Origin of the sequence: Streptomyces sp. AN091965, assembly GCF_022698285.1 — a bacterium.
Lineage (GTDB): Bacteria > Actinomycetota > Actinomycetes > Streptomycetales > Streptomycetaceae > Streptomyces.
The window spans coordinates 5811515-5832363 of the sequence record NZ_JALDMY010000001.1 but is presented as its reverse complement, the minus strand read 5'-3'; the positions used below and the strand labels follow the sequence as shown (position 1 = coordinate 5832363).

Annotated in this window: 22 protein-coding genes; 7 read left to right on the top strand and 15 right to left on the bottom strand. The window is 73.0% G+C overall.

The features are described 5' to 3' along the window. Window positions 1–147: 147 nt before the first annotated feature. Window positions 148–474 carry a WhiB family transcriptional regulator gene (locus tag MQV74_RS24915; protein ID WP_138961348.1) on the top strand — a complete coding sequence of 109 codons (327 nt, stop codon included), beginning with the start codon at window positions 148–150 and terminating at the stop codon, window positions 472–474. A gap of 103 nt (window positions 475–577) precedes the next feature. Here MQV74_RS24915 and MQV74_RS24910 read toward each other — a convergent pair whose 3' ends face one another. Beyond that, entirely contained in the window at window positions 578–1474 is an 897-nt protein-coding gene (locus MQV74_RS24910; protein ID WP_242721228.1) for a LysR family transcriptional regulator, read from the bottom strand. 79 nt (window positions 1475–1553) lie between these two features. Here MQV74_RS24910 and MQV74_RS24905 point away from each other — a divergent pair, with 79 nt between their 5' ends. After that, on the top strand, window positions 1554–2222 hold the full coding sequence (locus MQV74_RS24905; RefSeq protein WP_242721225.1) for an MOSC domain-containing protein: 669 nt from the start codon (window positions 1554–1556) through the stop codon (window positions 2220–2222). Between the two features lie 80 nt (window positions 2223–2302). Continuing rightward, the gene (locus MQV74_RS24900; protein ID WP_242721222.1) at window positions 2303–3076 is read left to right on the top strand and encodes an SDR family NAD(P)-dependent oxidoreductase; all 774 of its coding nucleotides are present in this window, start codon (window positions 2303–2305) and stop codon (window positions 3074–3076) included. A gap of 208 nt (window positions 3077–3284) precedes the next feature. Here MQV74_RS24900 and groL read toward each other — a convergent pair whose 3' ends face one another. From groL to MQV74_RS24885, 3 genes are all read right to left on the bottom strand, one after another. After that, the gene (groL, locus tag MQV74_RS24895) at window positions 3285–4913 is read right to left on the bottom strand and encodes a chaperonin GroEL (RefSeq protein ID WP_242721217.1); all 1629 of its coding nucleotides are present in this window, start codon (window positions 4911–4913) and stop codon (window positions 3285–3287) included. Window positions 4914–5043: 130 nt separating this feature from the next. Next, a complete protein-coding gene (gene groES / locus MQV74_RS24890) occupies window positions 5044–5352 on the bottom strand; it encodes a co-chaperone GroES (protein ID WP_004955293.1) in 309 nt (102 codons plus the stop codon). Between the two features lie 503 nt (window positions 5353–5855). Further along, a complete protein-coding gene (locus MQV74_RS24885; RefSeq protein ID WP_242721215.1) occupies window positions 5856–6797 on the bottom strand; it encodes a polysaccharide deacetylase family protein in 942 nt (313 codons plus the stop codon). Window positions 6798–6887: 90 nt separating this feature from the next. Here MQV74_RS24885 and MQV74_RS24880 point away from each other — a divergent pair, with 90 nt between their 5' ends. Continuing rightward, window positions 6888–8165, top strand: coding sequence for a class I SAM-dependent methyltransferase (locus MQV74_RS24880; protein WP_242721212.1), 1278 nt, complete (start codon window positions 6888–6890; stop codon window positions 8163–8165). Here MQV74_RS24880 and MQV74_RS24875 read toward each other — a convergent pair. Genes MQV74_RS24875 through tsaB form a run of 4 tightly spaced genes read right to left on the bottom strand, consistent with a single transcriptional unit; the run spans window position 8162 to window position 10764 of the window. Beyond that, a complete protein-coding gene (locus MQV74_RS24875; protein ID WP_242721209.1) occupies window positions 8162–8416 on the bottom strand; it encodes a hypothetical protein in 255 nt (84 codons plus the stop codon). The genes MQV74_RS24880 and MQV74_RS24875 overlap by 4 nt on opposite strands. Beyond that, window positions 8413–9528 carry a tRNA (adenosine(37)-N6)-threonylcarbamoyltransferase complex transferase subunit TsaD gene (tsaD, locus tag MQV74_RS24870; RefSeq protein WP_242721206.1) on the bottom strand — a complete coding sequence of 372 codons (1116 nt, stop codon included), beginning with the start codon at window positions 9526–9528 and terminating at the stop codon, window positions 8413–8415. Before tsaD ends, MQV74_RS24875 begins: the two co-directional genes overlap by 4 nt. Continuing rightward, entirely contained in the window at window positions 9521–10072 is a 552-nt protein-coding gene (gene rimI, locus MQV74_RS24865) for a ribosomal protein S18-alanine N-acetyltransferase (RefSeq protein WP_242729096.1), read from the bottom strand. Before rimI ends, tsaD begins: the two co-directional genes overlap by 8 nt. 35 nt (window positions 10073–10107) lie before the next feature. Further along, the gene (tsaB, locus tag MQV74_RS24860) at window positions 10108–10764 is read right to left on the bottom strand and encodes a tRNA (adenosine(37)-N6)-threonylcarbamoyltransferase complex dimerization subunit type 1 TsaB (RefSeq protein WP_242721203.1); all 657 of its coding nucleotides are present in this window, start codon (window positions 10762–10764) and stop codon (window positions 10108–10110) included. 102 nt (window positions 10765–10866) lie between these two features. Between tsaB and MQV74_RS24855 the strand changes: the two genes are divergently transcribed. After that, window positions 10867–11415 carry a hypothetical protein gene (locus MQV74_RS24855; RefSeq protein ID WP_242721200.1) on the top strand — a complete coding sequence of 183 codons (549 nt, stop codon included), beginning with the start codon at window positions 10867–10869 and terminating at the stop codon, window positions 11413–11415. A 5-nt stretch (window positions 11416–11420) separates the two neighbouring features. On the opposite strand, the gene MQV74_RS24850 is transcribed toward MQV74_RS24855, so the two are convergent. The 6 genes from MQV74_RS24850 to MQV74_RS24825 form a co-directional block, all read right to left on the bottom strand. After that, window positions 11421–11600, bottom strand: coding sequence for a hypothetical protein (locus MQV74_RS24850; protein WP_138961337.1), 180 nt, complete (start codon window positions 11598–11600; stop codon window positions 11421–11423). 443 nt (window positions 11601–12043) lie between these two features. Then, entirely contained in the window at window positions 12044–12559 is a 516-nt protein-coding gene (gene tsaE / locus MQV74_RS24845; RefSeq protein ID WP_138961336.1) for a tRNA (adenosine(37)-N6)-threonylcarbamoyltransferase complex ATPase subunit type 1 TsaE, read from the bottom strand. An 18-nt stretch (window positions 12560–12577) separates the two neighbouring features. Continuing rightward, window positions 12578–13777, bottom strand: a complete 1200-nt coding sequence (locus MQV74_RS24840) for an alpha/beta fold hydrolase (RefSeq protein ID WP_374120680.1) — start codon at window positions 13775–13777, stop codon at window positions 12578–12580. Between the two features lie 13 nt (window positions 13778–13790). Then, on the bottom strand, window positions 13791–14948 hold the full coding sequence (gene alr / locus MQV74_RS24835; RefSeq protein ID WP_242721198.1) for an alanine racemase: 1158 nt from the start codon (window positions 14946–14948) through the stop codon (window positions 13791–13793). Between the two features lie 410 nt (window positions 14949–15358). Continuing rightward, a complete protein-coding gene (locus MQV74_RS24830; RefSeq protein WP_242721196.1) occupies window positions 15359–16828 on the bottom strand; it encodes an NAD(P)H-hydrate dehydratase in 1470 nt (489 codons plus the stop codon). Window positions 16829–16877: 49 nt separating this feature from the next. Further along, a complete protein-coding gene (locus MQV74_RS24825; RefSeq protein WP_242721194.1) occupies window positions 16878–17246 on the bottom strand; it encodes a holo-ACP synthase in 369 nt (122 codons plus the stop codon). 165 nt (window positions 17247–17411) lie between these two features. On the opposite strand from MQV74_RS24825, the gene coaA reads away from it, so the two are divergent. Together coaA and MQV74_RS24815 are read left to right on the top strand one after the other, a co-directional pair. Further along, window positions 17412–18410, top strand: coding sequence for a type I pantothenate kinase (gene coaA / locus MQV74_RS24820; protein WP_242721192.1), 999 nt, complete (start codon window positions 17412–17414; stop codon window positions 18408–18410). A 55-nt stretch (window positions 18411–18465) separates the two neighbouring features. Then, window positions 18466–19416: a DUF389 domain-containing protein gene (locus MQV74_RS24815; protein WP_242721190.1), complete on the top strand. Its 951-nt coding sequence runs from the start codon at window positions 18466–18468 to the stop codon at window positions 19414–19416. On the opposite strand, the gene glmM is transcribed toward MQV74_RS24815, so the two are convergent. Then, window positions 19413–20771 carry a phosphoglucosamine mutase gene (gene glmM, locus MQV74_RS24810; protein WP_242721188.1) on the bottom strand — a complete coding sequence of 453 codons (1359 nt, stop codon included), beginning with the start codon at window positions 20769–20771 and terminating at the stop codon, window positions 19413–19415. The two genes, MQV74_RS24815 and glmM, sit on opposite strands and share 4 nt — an antisense overlap. Window positions 20772–20849: the final 78 nt, after the last annotated feature.

Below are 20849 nucleotides of genomic sequence, written 5' to 3'. Positions count from 1 at the left end.
GGGCTATGCCCCATTTAGCGGCTTTTCTTCCCTTTTCCCGGTGTCTGTGGCTAGATTCGCAATGAGTCATATTTTCATCTCCTTAGACAGTAGATGTACGGTCATGGGCACCGTATCCGCGTCACGACGGCTACCAGGAGACACGCAATGGCAGATTTCTCCCGCCTCCCCGGACCGAACGCAGATCTGTGGGACTGGCAGCTCCTCGCGGCCTGCCGCGGGGTGGACAGCTCGCTCTTCTTCCACCCGGAGGGCGAGCGCGGCGCGGCACGGAGCGCGCGCGAGAACTCGGCCAAAGAGGTCTGCATGCGCTGCCCGGTGCGCGCGGAGTGCGCCGCGCACGCGCTCGCCGTACGGGAGCCGTACGGCGTGTGGGGCGGCCTCACCGAGGACGAACGGGAAGAGCTGATGGGACGCGCGCGCAACCGGCTGGTCGCGGCGTCGGCCGGGGGCGGGGGCGCCGCTTCCCCCTGACACCGCGCGGGCCCGACATCGAGAAGGAACGTTTCCCCTCCCGTGCGCGCGGGCCGAGCGCGGGCCGAGCGCCCAGCGCGTCGCTGGGCGCTCGGTGGCGTACTCAGCGCTCGGCGGCGCGGGCCAGCCGGTCGAGGGTCGCCGCGACCGCCGGCACCTGGGCCAGGTCAGGCAGCGTGAGCGCGACGATCTCCCGGCGCACGGCGGGCTCCACCACCACCGCGCGGGCCCCCTTGGGACGCACCGACTCCAGGGCGAGCTCGGGCAGGACGGCGACGCCGAGGCCCGCGCCGACCAGGCCGATCACCGCCGGGTAGTCGTCGGTCGCGAAGTCGATGCGGGGCTCGAAGCCCGCGCCGCGGCAGACCTCGACGAGCTGGCGGCGGCAGCGCGGGCAGCCCGCGATCCACGACTCGTCGGCCAGCTCGCCGATGGTGACGGCGTCCGCCTTCGCCAGGCGGTGCCCCTCCGGGACGAGGCCGACGAGCCGGTCGGCGAGCAGGGGCCGGACGACGAGGTCGTCCCACTCCTCGGCGGCGCTCGCTCCCTCGTACCGGAAGGCGAGAGCCACGTCGCAGTCGCCCTCGCGGAGCATCTCCACCGAGCGCGGCGGCTCGGCCTCCTCCAGGGAGACGCGGGTGCCGGGGTGGGCGGCGCGCAGGGCGGCGAGTGCGCCGGGCACGAGCGTGGAGGAGCCGCTGGGGAAGGAGACGAGCCGGACCCGGCCCGCGCGCAGGCCCGCGATCGCGGCGACCTCCTCCTCGGCCGCGGTCAGCCCGGCGAGGATGCCCGCGGCATGCCTGACCAGGGCCTCGCCCGCCTGCGTGAGGCGCATCTCGCGGCCCGTACGGATGAGCAGCGGGGTGCCCGTGGACGCCTCCAGGGCCTTCATCTGCTGGCTGACGGCGGGCTGGGTGCAGCCGAGCTCGCGGGCCGCGGCCGAGAAGGAGCCGGTGGCGGCCACGGCGCGCAGGACACGGAGATGACGGGCCTCGATCATGCGTCGAGCATAAGTGACCCTTGGGAATAATGCACAATATTGCGTAGCTGCTTTGAGCACGCTCCCTTAGCCTGACCGCATGAAGCTTCTCTCCGTGAATGTGGGACGCCTGAAGTCCGTCCCGTACACCAGCTCCCCCAGCAGCCTCACCGGAATCGACAAACAGCCGGTGGACGAGCCCGTTCGGGTGACGGCGCCCGGCCCCAAAGGCACCGGCGGCAGCGGACTCGCGGGGGACTCGATCGGCGAACTGCGCCACCACGGCGGGAACGACCAGGCGGTGTACGCCTTCGCGCGCGAGGACCTCGACGCCTGGGGGCGGCAGCTCGGCCGCGAGCTGCCCAACGGCGCATTCGGCGAGAACCTCACCACGACCGGCGTCGACGTGAACGGCGCGCTGATCGGGGAGCGTTGGCGCGTCGGCGCGGACCTGCTCCTGGAGGTCACCTCGTCCCGCATCCCGTGCCGTACGTTCCAGGGCCACATGGGCGAGCAGGCCTGGGTGCGGCGGTTCACCGAGGCGCTGCTGCCCGGCGCGTATCTGCGGGTGCTCGAACCGGGTGCGATCCAGGCGGGCGACACGGTCGAGATCGCGCACCGCCCCGACCACGACGTCACCGTCGCGCTGCAGTTCAGGGCGGCGACCACGGACCGCTCGCTGCTGCCGAGGCTGCTCGCGGCCGGGGACGCGCTGCACCCCGAGGCAACGGAGAAGGCCCTCAAGTACCTGGAGAAGCACGGCGGTTGACGCGCGCCGGGGCGCCCGCGCCGGCCCGGTGCGCGGGGCGCGTGGCGCGGGGGCGCCCGTGGCCTCACTAGCCTTGGTCCATGACTACGGCTCTCATCACGGGTGCGACCTCGGGCATCGGTGCCGCCTTCGCACGGCGCCTGGCCACCGACGGCCACAACCTCGTCCTGGTGGCACGCGACACGAAGCGGCTGCGGGAGCAGGCGACCGAGTTGCACGACCGGCACGGGAACGAGGTGGAGGTACTGACGGCGGACCTCTCCACGGACGACGGGATCGCGGCCGTCGAACAGCGGCTCGCGAACCGCCGTGACCCGGTCGACCTGCTCGTCAACAACGCGGGCTTCGCCAACAAGGGCCGCTATCTGGAAGTCTCGATGGCCGACGAGCTGACGATGCTGAAGGTGCACTGCGAGGCGGTGCTCCGGCTGACGTCGGCGGCGGTGGAGGCGATGCGGGAGCGCGGGCGCGGGGGCGTCGTGAACGTGGCGTCGGTGGCCGCCTTCGTGCCGCGCGGCACCTACGGGGCGTCGAAGGCGTGGATCGCGCAGTTCACCCAGGGCGCGGCGCGGGACCTCGCCGGGTCCGGGGTGCGGCTGATGGCCCTGTGCCCCGGCTTCGTCCGCACCGAGTTCCACGAGCGGGCGGGCATGGGCACCGACAACATCCCCAAGTGGATGTGGCTCGACGCGGACAAGCTGGTCGCCACCGCCCTCACCGACCTGGCCCGCGGCAAGTCCCTCTCCGTGCCCGACCCCCGCTACAAGGCCATGATGGGCGTGGTGAAGGTGACGCCGCGCGCCCTCCTCGGCGGGGTGACGTCACGGACCGGACGGAAGTACGGGCCGCGGTAGAAGGCGCCCCCGAAGGGACGCGGGGCTGTATACGTTGCGGCTCCGCCGCGTGGGCGCGACCGGCCACCGACCCCCGCGGCCGACAGGACGGCGCACCCCCAGCAGGTGCGGAGCCGCACGAACAGGCGGAAAGCGCGAAGGCCCGGTATCCCGCGACGGGATACCGGGCCTTCGTCAGCCCGAGTCGACCGCTCGACTCAGGTCACGCTCAGTGAGAGTGACCGTGGCCGTGGCCGTGACCGGCGTCGGCCTCTTCCTCGGCCGGCTTCTCGACGACCAGGGTCTCGGTCGTGAGCAGCAGGGAGGCGATGGAGGCGGCGTTCTCCAGGGCGGAGCGCGTGACCTTCACGGGGTCGATGACGCCGGCCTTGACCAGGTCGACGTACTCGCCGGTCGCGGCGTTGAAGCCCTGGCCCTTCTCCAGCTCCGCCACCTTGGTGGTGATGACGTAGCCCTCGAGGCCGGCGTTCTCGGCGATCCAGCGCAGCGGCTCGACGACGGCGCCACGGACGACGGCGACACCGGTGGCCTCGTCGCCCTCCTTGCCGAGGCCGCCCTCGAGCACCTTGGCGGCGTGGACGAGCGCGGAGCCACCACCGGAGACGATGCCCTCCTCGACCGCGGCGCGGGTCGCGGAGATGGCGTCCTCCAGACGGTGCTTCTTCTCCTTCAGCTCCACCTCGGTGGCGGCGCCGACCTTGATCACGCACACGCCGCCGGCCAGCTTCGCGAGGCGCTCCTGGAGCTTCTCGCGGTCCCAGTCGGAGTCGGTGGTCTCGATCTCGGCCTTGATCTGGGCGACGCGGCCCTCGACGTCGGCAGCGTTGCCGCCGCCGTCGACGATGGTGGTGTCGTCCTTGGTGATCGTCACGCGGCGGGCGGAGCCGAGCACGTCGAGACCGACCTGGTCGAGCTTGAGGCCGACCTCTTCGGCGATGACGGTGCCGCCGGTGAGGGTGGCCATGTCGCCGAGCATCGCCTTGCGGCGGTCGCCGAAGCCGGGGGCCTTCACCGCGACGGCGTTGAAGGTGCCGCGGATCTTGTTCACGACGAGGGTCGAGAGGGCCTCGCCCTCGACGTCCTCGGCGATGATCAGGAGCGGCTTCGAGGAGCCGGCCTGGATGACCTTCTCCAGGAGCGGGAGCAGGTCCTGGATGGAGGCGATCTTGCCCTGGTGGATGAGGATGTAGGGGTCCTCGAGGACGGCCTCCATGCGCTCCTGGTCCGTCACGAAGTACGGCGACAGGTAGCCCTTGTCGAAGGCCATGCCCTCGGTGAAGTCCAGCTCCAGGCCGAAGGTGTTGGACTCCTCGACGGTGATGACACCGTCCTTGCCGACCTTGTCCATCGCCTCGGCGATGAGCTCGCCGACCTGCTGGTCCTGGGCGGAGAGCCCGGCCACGGCGGCGATGTCGGACTTGTCGTCGATCGGCCGCGCGGTGGCGAGCAGCTCGTCGGAGACGGCCTTGACGGCGGCGTCGATGCCCTTCTTCAGGGCGGCCGGGGAGGCACCGGCGGCGACGTTGCGCAGGCCTTCCTTGACCAGGGCCTGGGCGAGCACGGTGGCGGTGGTGGTGCCGTCACCAGCGATGTCGTTGGTCTTGGTCGCCACCTCCTTCACCAGCTGGGCGCCGAGGTTCTCGTACGGGTCCTCGACCTCGACCTCACGGGCGATGGTGACGCCGTCGTTGGTGATGGTCGGGGCGCCGAACTTCTTGTCGATGACGACGTTGCGGCCGCGGGGGCCGATCGTCACCTTGACCGTGTCGGCAAGCTTGTTGACGCCGCGCTCAAGGGCGCGACGGGCGTCCTCGTCGAACTTCAGGATCTTCGCCATGGGAGCGATTCAGCCCTCTCGGAAAACTCGGGTGAACGAACTGCGCCCCTCGCCGCCCGGCAATCAGCGGGGTGACCAGGGGCGCAGCGCGAAACAAATCTGCTGGGTGAAGCAGGCGACTAGCGCTCGATCACTTCTCGATGATCGCGAGCACGTCGCGGGCGGAGAGCACCAGGTACTCGTCGCCGTTGTACTTCACCTCGGTGCCGCCGTACTTGCTGTAGAGCACGACGTCGCCGACCTTCACGTCGAGCGGCAGGCGCTCGCCGTTCTCGAAGCGGCCCGGGCCCACGGCGAGGACGGCGCCCTCCTGGGGCTTCTCCTTCGCGGTGTCCGGAATAACCAGGCCAGAGGCCGTGGTCTGCTCGGCGTCGAGCGGCTGGACCACGATGCGGTCCTCAAGCGGCTTGATGGCAACCTTGGAGCTGGCGGTCGTCACGATCCGACCTCCCCCTTCGGAGATCTCGCGGGGTTAACTGATCTAGAGGTGGCGACCAGGTCGATCCGTCGTCGCGGGTGCCGGACCTGCCCGTCGCTTCTGGCACTCTCCAGGTGGGAGTGCCAGGCCCGAGACTAGGACGGCGATTAGCACTCGGTCAAGCGGAGTGCCAATTGGCTGCCCCCGGCTTGGCAGGTTTCCCCTCTGCGAGGGGTGGCCGAGGAGCTAGCGCGGGGGCTCCTTCGGGCAACGTTTCGCGGGGCGGGTGGGTTCCGCGCGGGGCGCGGGGGCGCTGGGGCTTCGCCCGGAGGGGGGCCTCTCCGCCTGGGGCCCTGTCAGCGGCTGCCCGGCGCCGGGAGGGTTCGCCGTGCGGAACGACTGCCCACAGCCGGGCGACATCCGTTCGGCCGCTTTCCTGCCCAGGCGTTCGATCGGGTCCACCGACGGGGCGCAGGCCGTCAGCAGGAGGGGGAGCAGGAGGGTCGCCGCGGTGGCGGTGCGCCTCACAGGTAGTCCTCCAGGCGAGCCACCGCGTACCCCCTGTCGGTGACCGTCTTCAGGACCGTGCGGACCATGTCGGGCATCGTGCCCTTCCAGTCCTCGCGGCCCCGGAAGTGCGTGAGGATGATGTCGCCGGGGTGCAGGTCCTTGTCCCATTCGCGCCACTCCATGTGGTCGGCGAAGCCCTCGGAAGCCCACAGCGGCACCGCCTTGACGCCACAGGACTTGGCGGCGCGCAGGGTGTCGCGGTTGTAGTTGCCGTACGGCGGCCGGAAGAGCTCGGGGCGCTTGCCGTAGCGCCGCTCGATGACGTCCTGCATGCCGCAGATCTCCTGCCGCTGGGCCTCGTACGAAAGGCCGGGCAGATAGCGGTGGTTGAGGGTGTGGTTGTTCAGCGCGACGCCGTGGTCCCGCATCCGCTTGAAGTAGCCGTAGTCCTCCTTGACGAGGTAGTCGCTGAGGAACGCGGTGTACGGGATCTTCAGGTCGCTCATCATCCGCAGGAAGGCCGGATCCTTCTCGGCGCCGTCGTCGACGGTCAGGAAGACGACCTTGTCCTTGGTGGGCACCGTGGTGAACACCGGCGGCAGCTCCGCCTGCCCCTGGACCTCGAAGCCCTTGCGGGTGGCGGGGCGCGCCTTGGCGGCGGGCGCCGCGGGCGCCGTGAGCGGGACCTCGGCGAGTCCCCAGCGCTTCGCGGCGGCGGCCCGCGCGGCCTGGCTCGCGCGCAGCCGCTGGGCGTACTCGCGCAGGGCCTGGGCGGGCGGGGCGAGGCGCGGCTGCTGGCCGTGGGCGGCGGGGGCCCCGCGCTCGCGGCCCGCACCGGTGTCCGGGTCCGCCGAGCAGCCGGAGGCGACCGCGCCGACGCCGAGCGCGGCGAGGACGAGCAGCGCCCGACCTCTCACCTTTCCTACCGATTCTCCATTTTGTCGTACTAGTCGCATGGCGCCGGATCCTCGCAGTTCAGAGCCCTGCCGAGGGCTCGACACCGCCGCCGGACGCGCACCTTCCACCGACTGGCCCACAATGGGCCCGTGAACGCTCCGCACGATCCGCAGCCCTCCACGACGGCCTTCGCCGCGCTCCTCACCGCCGAGGGCACCGCCCTCCTCGACGCCGTACGGGATGTCGAACCGGCCGCGGAGCTCGCGGTCGCGACCCGGCTGCGCCGCGACCACCCCGCCGATCTGGTCTCGGCGGCGCTCGCCCAGGCGCGGCTGCGGCAGCGGGCGGTGGCGAAGTTCGGCGCCGGGGACGCCGCGCGGATGTTCTTCACGCCGAACGGCGTCGAGCAGTCCACGCGCGCGTCCGTCGCGACGTACCGGGCGGAGCGGTTCAAGGAGCTCGGCGTGCGGCGGATCGCCGATCTGTGCGGCGGCATCGGCGGCGACGCGCTCGCGCTCGCGCGCGCCGGAATCGAGGTCGTCGCCGTCGACCGCGACCCGCTGACCTGCGCGGTCGCCCGCGCGAACGCCGCCGCCCTCGGTCTGGAGGACCTCATCGAGGTCCGCGAGGCGGATGTCACGGAGGTGGACACGGCCGGGTACGACGCGGTCTTCGTGGACCCCGCGCGGCGCGGCGGCGGACAGGGAGGGGCCCGGCGAAGCCCGTCGTTGAGGGGCGGTGGTCGGGCGACGGGCGGGCGGATCTTCGACCCGGAGGCGTACTCGCCCCCGCTGTCCTGGGCGGTGGCGGCCGCGAGGAAGGCCCCGCGCGCGGCCCTGAAGATCGCCCCCGGCATCCCGCACGAGGCGGTGCCCGAGGAGGCGGAGGCCGAGTGGATCTCGGACGGCGGGGACGTGAAGGAGGCGGTGCTGTGGTTCGGCACGGATGCGCCCGGCTCGCACCGGGCAACCCTCCTGCCCTCACGCGCCACTTTGTGCGCGGGGCGCGCGACCATGCTTCCGGACCCCGCTGTGCGCCCCGTCGGCCGCTATCTGTACGAGCCGGACGGCGCCGTCATCCGCGCCCACCTCGTCGCGGAGGTCGCCGCACGGGTCGAGGGCGGGCTCGTCGACGAGACGATCGCCTACGTCACCTCCGACGTGGCCCGCACGACGCCGTACGCCAGCGCGTACGAGATCACGGACCAGCTGCCGTTCAACGTGAAGAAGCTGAAGGCGCTCCTTCGGGAGCGGGAGGTCGGCGTGCTCACGGTCAAGAAGCGGGGCTCGGCCGTGGAGCCGGAGGAGCTCCGCCGCAAGGTGAAGCCCCGGGGCCCCCGCTCCGCCACGGTCTTCCTCACCCGGGTCGCGGGCGCGCCCACCATGCTCGTGGGGCACCCGGCCCCCGCCCCCGCGGAGGACGGCTAGGAGTCGACGGGCTCGAAGCGCCAGCGGTGCGGCGCGCGGGACACCAGGTCCCCGGGCGGCGCGGGCAGCTCCGGCAGCTCGGCGTCGTACGCGGCGTCCCACCAGGTGATGACGAGGACGCGGTCCTGGGGCGCGCGGAAGGTCTCCCGGCGCACCGGCGCGGCCGCGAGGTCCTGGGCGCGCGCCCAGGCGAGCAGCTCGGGCCCGCGCCCCTCGGCGGCGCGGGCCTCCCACATCAGCGCGACGCTCATGAGTAGAGGTTGTCCTTGCTGACCTCGTGCACGTGGTCGTGATCGTGGGTGTGGGCGTGCGCGCCCGGCACGTGCGGCTCCGTCACCGGCAGGGAGGAGTCCGCCGAGAGCCCGAGGTCGGACGGCTGCCGATTGCGCGCCACCATCTCCGCGCCGAGCGCGGCGACCATCGCGCCGTTGTCCGTGCAGAGCTTGGGCCGCGGCACCCGCAGGCGGATGCCCGCGCGCTCGCAGCGCTCCTGGGCGAGCGCGCGGAGGCGGCTGTTCGCGGCGACGCCGCCGCCGATCATCAGGTGGTCGACGCCCTCGTCCTTGCAGGCCCTGACCGCCTTGCGGGTGAGCACGTCGACGACCGCCTCCTGGAAGGACGCGGACACGTCCCGCACCGGCACGTCCTCGCCCGCGGCCCGCTTGGCCTCGATCCAGCGTGCCACGGCCGTCTTCAGGCCGGAGAAGGAGAAGTCGTACGCGGGGTCGCGCGGGCCGGTCAGACCGCGCGGGAAGGCGATCGCCTCGGGGTCGCCCTCGCGCGCGTACCGGTCGATGACGGGACCGCCCGGGAAGCCCAGGTTCAGCACCCGAGCGATCTTGTCGAAGGCCTCCCCCGCGGCGTCGTCGATGGTCGCTCCAAGCGGCCGGACGTCGGAGGTGATGTCGGTGGAGAGCAGCAGCGAGGAGTGCCCCCCGGACACGAGGAGCGCCATCGTCGGCTCGGGCAGCGCACCGTGCTCCAGCTGGTCCACGCAGATGTGCGAGGCCAGGTGGTTCACGCCGTACAGCGGCTTGCCGAGCGCGTACGCGTACGCCTTCGCGGCCGAGACGCCGACGAGCAGCGCGCCCGCGAGGCCGGGCCCCGCGGTGACGGCGATCCCGTCGAGGTCGGAGGCGGCGACGCCCGCGTCCTTCAGGGCGCGCTGGATCGTCGGGACCATCGCCTCCAGGTGCGCGCGCGAGGCGACCTCGGGCACGACGCCGCCGAAGCGCGCGTGCTCGTCGACGCTGGAGGCGACGGCGTCGGCGAGCAGCGTGGTGCCGCGCACGATGCCGACGCCGGTCTCGTCGCAGGAGGTCTCGATGCCGAGGACGAGGGGCTCGTCGCGGAGGTCAGCCATGGATCTCGGTTCCTTGTACGCCGTTCACGGGGCCGTCGGCCCGGCCGTTCGGGGAGGGGTGCGGGGCCTGCGGCAGGGCTGAGGGGTCCGAGAGGCGCATCACCAGCGCGTCCACGTTCCCCGGCTGGTAATAGCCGCGGCGGAAGCCGATCGGCTCGAACCCGAAGCGCTCGTACAGCTTCTGCGCCCGGGTGTTGTCCACCCGCACCTCGAGCATCACCTCGGTGGCCTCGAAGGCGGTCGCGTACCGCAGGAGCTCGGTGAGCAGCCGCGCGCCGAGCCCGGTGCCCCACTGGTCCCGGGCCACGGCGATGGTCTGCACGTCGGCGGCCAGCGCGTCGCCGCCGTCGGAGTCGGTGCCCGCCACCGCGAGCCCGCCGTAGCCGACCAGGCGCTCGCCGTCGTACGCCACCAGATAGCGGCGCGTCGAGCCCGGCCCGCGCGCGTGCGCGAGCTCGGACCAGAACATGCCGCGCGACCAGGCGTCCTCCGGGAAGAGCTCCTTCTCGAGGGCGAGGACGGGGTCGATGTCCCACCAGCGCATCTCGCGCAGCACGGCGGCGTGGGTCGTCACGGTGGTCACTGGGGGGTGACCACCTTGTAGTTCTTGGGCACCTGCGCGTCCGGGCGGCGCAGGTACAGCGGGCGCGGCTCCAGGAGCTCCTCGCCCGCGGCCAGCTTCCCGGCGGCGAGCGCGGCCAGGGCGGCGGCCGCCACGTGCTCGGGCCCGCGGGCGTCGGGGAAGGTGTCCGGGTAGAGCGTGGCGCCCGCGCCGACGGCCGGAAGTCCGGCGACCTGCTCGGCGATGTCGGCGGGCCGGTCCACGGCGGGCCCCGAGACGCGCGTGCGCGGGTCCTCGTACCTGGCCCAGTAGACCTCCTTGCGGCGCGCGTCGGTGGCCACGACGAAGGGGCCGTCCTCGATCCCCGAGGCGTACGCCAGACCGTCGAGCGTGCACACCCCGTACACGGGCACGCCGAGCGCGAGGCCGAAGGTGTCGGCCGTCATCAGGCCCACCCGCAGACCGGTGTACGGCCCGGGGCCGACCCCGGTGACGACGGCGGTGACCGCGTCGAGTCTCACGCCCGCGTCGGCGAGGACGCGGTCGACGGCGGGCAGCAGCAGCTCGCCGTGGCGGCGCGCGTCGACCTGACTCGACTCGGCGACGACGGACGTGCCGTCGTGCAGCGCGACGGTGACGGCGGGGGTTGCGGTATCCAGAGCGAGCAAGAGCACGCGAACAGCCTACGGCTCCGAGGCCCCGCGCACGGCCGCACCGGCCAGGGGTGCGCCTGCTGCTACCGTCACTCCATAGCCGTACGTAGGGAAGGTGGCTCAGTGTCCAGGACCAGCTCGGGATTCGTGGCCGGGCTCACCGCCGCCGCCCTCGCCGTGGTCGGATTCCTCGCCTACCAGGCCTCCGCGAGCGCGCCGGACGACCTGAACGCGCGGCCGGACAAGTCCCCCACGACCCCCACGAAGTCCCCCAAGGGCAAGGGCGGCTCGCTGGCCCTTCCGGACCGCTCGGGCACCGGCAAACGGGTCGTGTACTCGCTGGAGGACGACCGGGTCTGGCTGGTCGGTGACTCCGGCAAGGCGAAGCGCACGTACCGGGTCACGCCGAGCACCGTCGACCCCGAGCCCGGCACCTACGAGGTCACCTCGCGCCAGGGCCAGGTCACCGGCTCGGACGGCAGGCAGGTCGAGCACGTCGTGCGCTTCACGACGGTCGACGGCATAACGGTCGGGTTCAGCGCGGCGCTCAACGGCTCCACGGAGAAGCCGGACCCCGCGAAGAAGACCGGCGGCATCCGCTCCTCCCGCGAGGACGGCAACGCGATGTGGGACTTCGCGACCATCGAGACGACGGTCGTCGTCGTCAAGTAGCCCCGCTACGCGGCGTCGCGCCGCGGTTCGTCCACGGGGGCTTCCTGGGGCACGGGCGCGGCCGGAGGCGTGGAGACGGCGCTCGCGGCGGCGCACGACGCGAGCAGCTCACGCATCGAGCAACTGGACGGCTGCGCCGTCAGCCCCTGCGGCCGGGGCTGTACGTCTCGTTCTGAAGCCGGCATGGACGCCTCCTGAGGCTTCGGGAGCAGACGTGGTTAGGTAGACCTAACCAGTACCGGTATCCATGTGAACACGCCCGGCACCCGCCACGCAACATCTTACCGACGCCTTGTCGGAAAATGTGGACGGGAACAGTCCCCGGCAGGGCCGACAAGAACGACCGGCGGCGGCAGCAAGGACGAACCGGCCGGGGCGACGAGAACAAACCCGAGCAGCCGGGGAACGACCGGGACGGGCCGCGGAACGACCGGAACCGACCGGGACGGGCCGGAGAACAACCGGAACCGACCGGGACGGGCCGGGACCGACCTCAGACGGGCCGGGAACAACCGGGACGGGCCGGGGAGGACTCAGACGGCCGGGGAGGACTCAAACGGCCAGGGAGGACTCACACAGCCAGGAAGGACTCACACGGCCAGGAAGGAATCAGACAGCCGGGGAGGAATCAGACGGCCAGGACGCTCAGATCGGCGTCCTGCCAGCGCGCCCCGATCCCGTGCACCGTGATCTCGCGTCCCTCATCCGTGGTGTCTCCCACGGCCCGGTGGATGACCAGGTGCAGCCGGTCGTCCGACAGCTCCTCGACCTTGCCGTCGCCCCACTCGACGACGACCACGGAGTCCGGAAGCGACACGTCCAGGTCCAGGTCCTCCATCTCGTCGAGCCCGCCGCCCAGGCGGTACGCGTCCACGTGCACCAGGGCGGGACCGTCGCCGAGGGGCGGGTGGACGCGGGCGATGACGAAGGTCGGCGAGGTGACGGCACCGCGCACGCCGAGGCCCTCGCCGAGGCCGCGCGTCAGCGTCGTCTTGCCCGCGCCGAGCTCGCCGGTGAGCATGACGAGATCGCCCGGGCGCAGGATCTTGGCCAGGCGGCGGCCCAACTCGCCCATCTGCTCTGGGGAGTTGACGGCGATCTTCAGGGTGGCGGCGGGGACGGCGGGGCTGTGCGGTGCTTCCATGGGCCCCACGTTAACCGGTCAGCCGGTGCCGACCGCGCCCGTCCGTGCCAGCAGGTCCGCCAGGCGGTCGGTGACCACCTCCGGGTGCTCCAGCATGACCAGGTGACCGGCGTCCGGCACCAGGACGAGCTCCGCGTCCGGCAGCAGATCGGCGATCACCTCGCTGTGCTCGCTCGGCGTGACCAGGTCCTTGTCCCCGGCGAGCACGAGCACGGGCAGCTCGGCGAAGTGCTTGAGGGCGTCGGCCTTGTCGTGCTCGGTGAACGCCGGGTAGAACTCCGCGACCACGTCGATCGGCGTGGACTCGATCATCCGCTCCGCGAACCGCGCGACCGCCGGGTCGACGTCCTTCGACGAGAACGAGTACCGCTTGATGATGCCCGCGAACAGGTCGGACGTGGCCCGCCGCCCGCGCTCCACCAGCTCGGCCTGCGAGCCGAGCGCCCGCAGGACGCCGGGCAGCACGCGCCGTACGGCGTTCACCCCCGCCACCGGGAGCCCGAAGTTGACTTCCCCGAGCCCGCCGGCGGACGTACCGACGAGGGCGACACCGACCACGCGCTCGCGGATCAGCTCCGGGAACTGGTCGGCGAGGGCCATCGTCGTCATGCCGCCCATGGAGTGCCCGACGAGGACCAGCGGCCCCTCGGGCGCGGCCGCGTCGATGACGGCCTTCAGGTCCCGGCCGAGCCGGTCGATGGTGACCGGCTCGCGGTCGCGCAGCCGGGCCGCGCCGCGCCCCGAGCGCCCGTGGCTGCGCTGGTCCCAGTACACGGCCCGGACGACGCCGCGCAGGGCGGCGCGCTGGAAGTGCCAGGAGTCCTGGCTGAGGCAGTAGCCGTGGCTGAACACGACGGTGACGGGGGCGGGCGCCCGCCGCCCGAACAGCCGACGCCGCCGAGCGGCCTGCGGGCCCTCGACACCCACCTCGTCGACCTCGAAGGCGAGCTCCGTGCCGTCATCGGCGTACGCCTTGCCGGGTGTGCCGCGCAGCGAGCCGTACGGCCCCGAGGCGTCGAGGGCGAGACGGGCCTTCTTGCGCATGCCGCGCCCGACCGTGAGCCGCTCGATGGCGACCCCGGCCGCGGCGCCCGCCGCGATGACTCCTATGGCGGCGCCCGCGACCCCGGCCCGCCGCCACGTCGTCACCGCGGCGCCCGGCCGTCCCGCCACCGCCTCGACCACCTCGGCGGCCGCCCCCGTGCTGCCCTCGCCCACGTGCCGCTCCTCTTCAGTCGCCGGTGCCCGGCCGCTCGTTCACATAGACGCGCGGGACGCGCGACCCGATGCGCGTCACGATCTCGTACGCGATGGTGCCCGCGGCCCGCGCCCAGTCCTCGGCGGTGGGCTCCCCGCGGTCGCCGGGCCCGAAGAGCACCGCCTCCGCGCCGACCTCGGGCTCGTCACCGCCGAGGTCCACCACGAACTGGTCCATGGCGATCCGCCCGGCGGCGGTCCGCCACTTGCCGCCGACGAGCACCGGACCCGTGCCGGAGGCGTGCCGCGGGATGCCGTCCCCGTAGCCCGCGGGCACGAGGCCGAGGGTCGTCTCGCCCGCCGTGGTGTAGAGGTGCCCGTAGCTCACCCCGTGCCCGGCCGGGGCGCGCTTCACATGGGCCAGGGCCGCGGCGACCGTCATCACCGGGCGCAGGCCGAAGTCCTCGGGCGTCCCGATCTCGGGGCTGGGCGAGACCCCGTACATCGCGATGCCCGGCCGCACCAGGTCGAAGTGCGTCTCGGGCAGGGTGAGCGTGGCCGGGGAGTTGGCTATGTGCCGCACCTCGGGGTCGAGCCCCGCCCCCTCGGCGTACCCGACCATCTCCCGGAACGTCCGCAGCTGCCCGGCGATCGAGGGGTGCCCCGGCTCGTCGGCGCAGGCGAAGTGCGACCACAGGCCCGTGACCTTCACCAGGCCGTCGGCCTCCGCGCGCAGGGACTCGCGCACGAGCTCCGGCCAGTCCTCGGGCATGCACCCGTTGCGCCCGAGACCGGTGTCGGCCTTGAGCTGCACCCGGGCCGTGCGCCCGACGGCCCGCGCGGCGGCGACGACCTCGGCCAGGGCCTCCACCCGGCTCACCGACACGTCGATGTCCGCCTCGACGGCCTCCCGCCAGGGCGACCCCGGCGTCCACAGCCAGCACATCACGCGCCCACCGACACCCGCGGCCCGCAGCGCGAGCGCCTCCTCCGGCGTGGCGGTCCCGACCCAGTCGGCCCCCGCGTCCAACGCGGCCTTGGCACACGGCACCATTCCGTGCCCGTACCCGTCCGCCTTCACGACGGCCATGAACGCGGCACCGGGCGCGTGCGCACGCAGCGTCCGCACGTTGGCCCGAAGGGCAGCGAGGTCGATCTCAGCGCGCACGCGCGGCAGTGCAGTATCAGTCATCGTCGAACAGTCTCTCAGAGCGGAAGAGAACCCCGCCGAAGAGCCACCCCACATGGCACGTACGGGACAAATCACCACCACCGGAAGAACACCGAACGTCCGCCCCACCGACGGAAAGCCGCCGACGAAACATGAGGGGACGCACCGGTATGTCCGCCCGGAGCACCCCGAGTGCGCCGCGTCGCGCGGGGAGGCCGACCCGCGCAGGTGACGGCGAGGACGGACATACCGGGGCGGCCCCGCCCCACCACGGCCGGACGGCACACCACGACGCAGGCGCAGACGAACGACGCACCCCGGGAGGCGTCACACCCCAGGGAAGGCGACGCACCCCAGGGAAGGCGACGCACCCCAGGGAAGGCGACGCACCCCAGGGAAGGCGACGCACCCCAGAATGGCGGCGCCCCGCGCTAGCCGCGCCGCACGTCCCGCCAGGCCGCCGGAACGGCCTCCGCCACGTCCTGCGCGCCCACCGGCGCCCCCTCGGCCGCGAGCCGCCCCGCGAGCCCGTGCAGAAACGCCCCCACCGCCCCCGCGTCCCGAGCCCCGAGCCCCGCCGCGAGCAGCGCCCCGGCAAGCCCCGACAGCACGTCCCCGCTCCCCGCGGTGGCCAGCCACCCGGTCCCCGTCGGATTGACCCGCACGACACCCCCGCCGGCCCCGGCGACCAGCGTCGTGGACCCCTTGAGCAGCACCGTGGCCCCGTACCGCCCGGCCAGCTCCCGCACCGCGTCGAGCCGGGCCGCCTCGACCTCCGCCCGCCCCACCCCGAGCAGCGCGGCCGCCTCCCCCGCGTGCGGGGTGAGCAGCGTCGGCGCGCCCCGCCTCCGCACGGCCGAGGCGTCCACGAGCCGCAGCCCGTCCGCGTCGACGAGCACGGGCACCTCCGCGGCGACCACGTCCCGCAGCCGCTCCCCCGCGTCCCCGTGCCCGTCCCCGAGCCCCGGCCCCACCACCCAGGCCTGCACGCGCCCGGCCTTGGGCACCGGCCCCGCCGACACCAGCGCCTCGGGGAAGCGGGCGATGACGGCGTCCGCGGCGGGCCCCACGTACCGCACGGCCCCGGCGCCCCCGCGCAGCGCGCCGGCGACGGTGAGGACGGCCGCGCCCGGGTAGCGGGCGGACCCGGCGACGACGCCGAGGACCCCGCGCCGGTACTTGTCGCTCTCGGCCCCCGGAACCGGAAGAAGCTGCTCCACATCGGCGTACTGCAGGGCCTCCACCGCGGGCGCGTACGCGGAGAGTTCAGCACCGAGCCCGATGTCCACGAGCCGCAGGGCCCCGGCGTACTCCCGGGCGGGATCGACGAGGAGCCCGGGCTTGTACGCGCCGAACGTCACGGTCGCGTCCGCGCGCACGGCCGCGCCGCGCACTTCGCCGGTGTCGGCGTCGACCCCGCTCGGCAGGTCGACGGCCACGACCAGGGACCCGGACTCCTCGGCGGCACGGGCGAGTTCGGCGGCGCCGGGCCGCAGGCCGCCCTTGCCGCCGATGCCCACGATCCCGTCGACAACAAGGTCGGCACCCGAAAGGGAGGCGAAGGCAGGGCCGGAACCGCCCCCCGAGCCGTCGACCACCCGCCCCCCGGCCCCCCGCAACGCCGCGAGCCCGCCCGCATGAGCCCGCTCCGGCGAGAGCAGCACGGCCGTCACCCCGCCCCCGCGCCGAGCGAGCCGCGCCCCGGCATGGAGCGCGTCACCGCCGTTGGCCCCGCTGCCGACCAGGAGCACGACACGCGCCCCGTACACCTTCCCGAGCAATTGCCCGCAGGCCACGGCGAGCCCCGCCGCGGCCCGCTGCATCAGCGCCCCTTCGGGAACCCGCGCCATCAGCGCGCGCTCGGCCGCCCGTACGTCCTCCACGCGATACGCAGTACGCATCCACCAAGTCTCGCGCACACCGCGCGCCCCGGCAGCACCGCGGCAGGGGCTACCCCTCGGCGATGACGACCGCGGAGGCCACGCCCGCGTCGTGGCTCAGGGACACGTGCCACCCGCGCACCCCCAGCGCCTCGGCCCGCGCGGCCACGGTCCCGGAGACCCGCAGGCGGGGCTGCCCGGTCTCCTCCACGTACACCTCGGCGTCGGTCCAGCGCAGCCCGGGCGGCGCGCCGAGGGCCTTGGCGAGCGCCTCCTTGGCGGCGAACCGGGCGGCGAGGGACGCGACCCCGCGCGGCTCACCGCTGGGCAGGAACAACTCCTGCTCCACGAAGAGCCGTTCCCGCATCCCCGGCGTCCGCTCCAGGGACGCGGCGAACCGGTCGATCTCGGCGACGTCGATACCCACACCAATAATCACGGCGGCAGCTAACCACGAAGGCCGTAGCGCCGAAGCACCACCACAACGACGGAGGAGCCCGAACGGATCGGAGGGCCCCGGACAGGAGAGATCGGAGGGCCCCGGACAGGAGAGAGGTGACACACCCCACCCGCACGGACGTTCAAACTGCCGTAACAATGGACTGTGATCTCTTTGGTCTCCTCGCCGCCACGGGGCGCCAACCGGCACAAGCCGGAGGCGACCCCTTACGTCGACCTCACCCGTTCCGAGTGGAGCGCGCTGCGCGAAAAGACGCCGCTGCCCCTGACCGCCGCCGAGCTGGAGAAGCTGCGCGGCCTCGGCGACGTCATCGACCTCGACGAGGTGCGGGACATCTACCTCCCGCTCTCCCGCCTCCTCAACCTCTACGTGGGCGCCACCGACGGCCTGCGCGGAGCGCTCAACACCTTCCTGGGCGACACCGGCGTGAAGGGCTCCCAGTCGGGCACGCCCTTCGTCATAGGGGTCGCGGGTTCCGTCGCCGTGGGCAAGTCGACGGTGGCGCGGCTGCTCCAGGCCCTGCTCTCGCGCTGGCCCGAGCACCCGCGCGTGGAGCTGGTGACGACGGACGGCTTCCTGCTGCCCACCAAGGAGCTCCAGGCGCGCGGCCTGATGTCGCGCAAGGGCTTCCCGGAGTCGTACGACCGCAGGGCACTGACCCGCTTCGTCGCCGACGTCAAGGCGGGCAAGGACGAGGTGACGGCACCGGTCTACTCGCACCTGATCTACGACATCGTGCCCGGCCAGCGCCTGACGGTCCGCCGCCCCGACATCCTCATCGTCGAGGGGCTGAACGTGCTGCAGCCCGCCCTGCCCGGCAAGGACGGCCGCACCCGCGTGGGCCTGGCCGACTACTTCGACTTCAGCGTGTACGTCGACGCCCGCACCGAGGACATCGAGCGCTGGTACCTGAACCGGTTCCGCAAGCTGCGCGAGACCGCCTTCCAGAACCCGTCGTCGTACTTCCGGAAGTACACGCAGGTCTCCGAGGAGGAGGCGCTCGACTACGCCCGCACCACCTGGCGGACCATCAACAAGCCGAACCTGGTGGAGAACGTGGCGCCCACGCGCGGCCGCGCCACGCTCATCATCCGCAAGGGCCCCGACCACAAGGTGCGCCGGCTCAGCCTGCGCAAGCTCTGAACCGGCCCGCGCGAACTCTGAAGGGGACGCGTCAGCGGGGCGTTAAGGTGCGGGCATGCTCCATCTGCGCCTGATCACCCCGGCGGACCGAACGGACGCCGTGGTGCGTCTGATCGAGAAGACGCCCGGTACGACCCACCTCGCCGTCGTGCCGGGCGCGGCCCGCAACCCGTCGGGCGACATCGTGATGTGCGACGTGGCCCGGGAGGCGGGCGACGAGCTGCTCGGCGGCCTGCGCGCCCTGGAGATCGACAAGCACGGCTCGATCGCCCTGGAGAACATCGACCTGTCGCTGTCCCTGCGGGCCGACAAGGCGGAGGACGAGGCGCCGGGCGAGGGCGCGGACGCGGTCCTGTGGGAGCACCTGGCGGACGCCACGCACGAGGAGTCCACGCTCTCCGTCACGTACGTCGCCTTCATCACGCTCGCCACGATGATCGCCGCCTGCGGCGTCGTCCTCGACAACGCGATCCTCATCGTGGGCGCGATGGCGGTGGGCCCGGAGTTCGGCCCGCTCGCGGGCTTCTGCACGGCGCTCGTGCAGCGCGCCCCGCGCCTGGCGCTGCGCTCCCTGACCGCGCTGATCGCGGGCTTCGCGATCGCCATGGCGGTCACGGTGGCGTTCAGCTTCTTCATGGACGCGGTCGATCTCTTCGACCAGGCGGCGCTGGAGGCCAAGCGGCCCAACACCAACTTCATCTACCGGCCCGACTGGTTCTCCTTCGTCGTGGCCGTCCTCGCGGGCGCGGCGGGCACCCTGTCGCTGACGTCGGCGAAGTCGGGCGCGCTCGTGGGCGTCGCCATCTCGGTGACGACGGTCCCGGCGGCGGCGAACGCCGCGGTGGCCTTCAGCTACGACGAGTACCGCCAGGCCTGGGGCTCCACCGAGCAGCTCCTGCTCAATCTGCTCGGCATCGTCCTCGCCGGTACGTTCACGCTGCTCGCCCAGAAGCTGCTCTGGGCCCGGCAGCGCGAACGCACCGCGAAGAAGTTCGGCCTTCCCTAACCGAGCGCGGACTTCACCACGTCCGCGAGGCGCCCGGCCACCGAGCGGGCCTGCTCGATGTCGGCGGCCTCCACCATCACGCGCACCAGCGGCTCGGTGCCGGAGGGGCGCAGCAGCACCCGGCCGGTCTCGCCCAGCTCGCGCTCGGCGTCGGCGACCGCGGTGGCCAGCTCCGTCGAGGTCCGCACCCGGGTCCGGTCCACGTCCGGCACGTTGATGAGGACCTGCGGCAGCCGCTCCATGACGGCGGCCAGGTCCTTGAGGCTGCGGCCGGTCTCGGCGACGCGGGCCGCGAGCAGCAGGCCGGTGAGGGTGCCGTCGCCGGTGGTGGCGTGGTCCAGGGCGATGACGTGCCCGGACTGCTCGCCGCCGAGCGCGTAGCCGCTGGCCTTCATCTCCTCCAGGACGTACCGGTCGCCGACGGCGGTCTGCACGAACTTCAGGCCCTCGCGCTCCATGGCCAGCTTGAAGCCCAGATTTGACATGACTGTGGCGACAACGGTGTCGCGGCGCAGCACACCGCGCTCGCGCATGCCGAGCGCGAGCACGGCGAGGATCTGGTCGCCGTCGACCTCGGCGCCCGTGTGGTCCACGGCGAGGCAGCGGTCGGCGTCGCCGTCGTGCGCGATGCCGAGGTCGGCGCCGTGCTCGACGACGGCGGCCCGGAGCAGCTCCAGATGGGTCGAGCCGCAGCCCTCGTTGATGTTCAGGCCGTCGGGGGACGCGCCGATGGTGACGATCTCGGCGCCCGCGCGCGCGAAGGCCTCCGGGGAGACCCGGGCGGCGGCCCCGTGTGCCTCGTCCAGGACGATCCTCAGCCCGTCGAGGCGGTTCGGCAGTACGCCGATCAGATGCGCCACGTACTGGTCGAGCCCCTGGTCGTACGAGGTGACACGGCCGACCCCGGCGCCGGTGGGCCGTTCCCAGGGAGCGCCGGTGCGGTGCTCCTCGTAGACGGACTCGATGCGGTCCTCCAGGTCGTCGGCCAGCTTGTGGCCGCCGCGCGCGAAGAACTTGATGCCGTTGTCGGGCATGGCGTTGTGGCTGGCGGACAGCATCACACCGAGGTCGGCGCCGAGCGCGGCGGTGAGATGGGCCACCGCCGGGGTGGGCAGCACGCCCACGCGCAGGACGTCCACGCCCGCGCTCGCCAGGCCCGCGACGACCGCGGCCTCCAGGAACTCCCCGGACGCGCGCGGGTCACGCCCCACCACCGCTGTCGGGCGATGGCCCTCGAAGGTGCCCGCTTCGGCGAGCACGTGCGCCGCGGCGACCGAGAGACCGAGCGCGAGCTCCGCCGTCAGATCGGCGTTGGCGACACCGCGCACACCGTCCGTGCCGAAGAGTCGTCCCACTGCTGTCCTCCGAACATTCCGACATTCCGAGCGTCCACCCCGGATCGACGGGGCGCTGATAAACGAAACGCCCCGGCA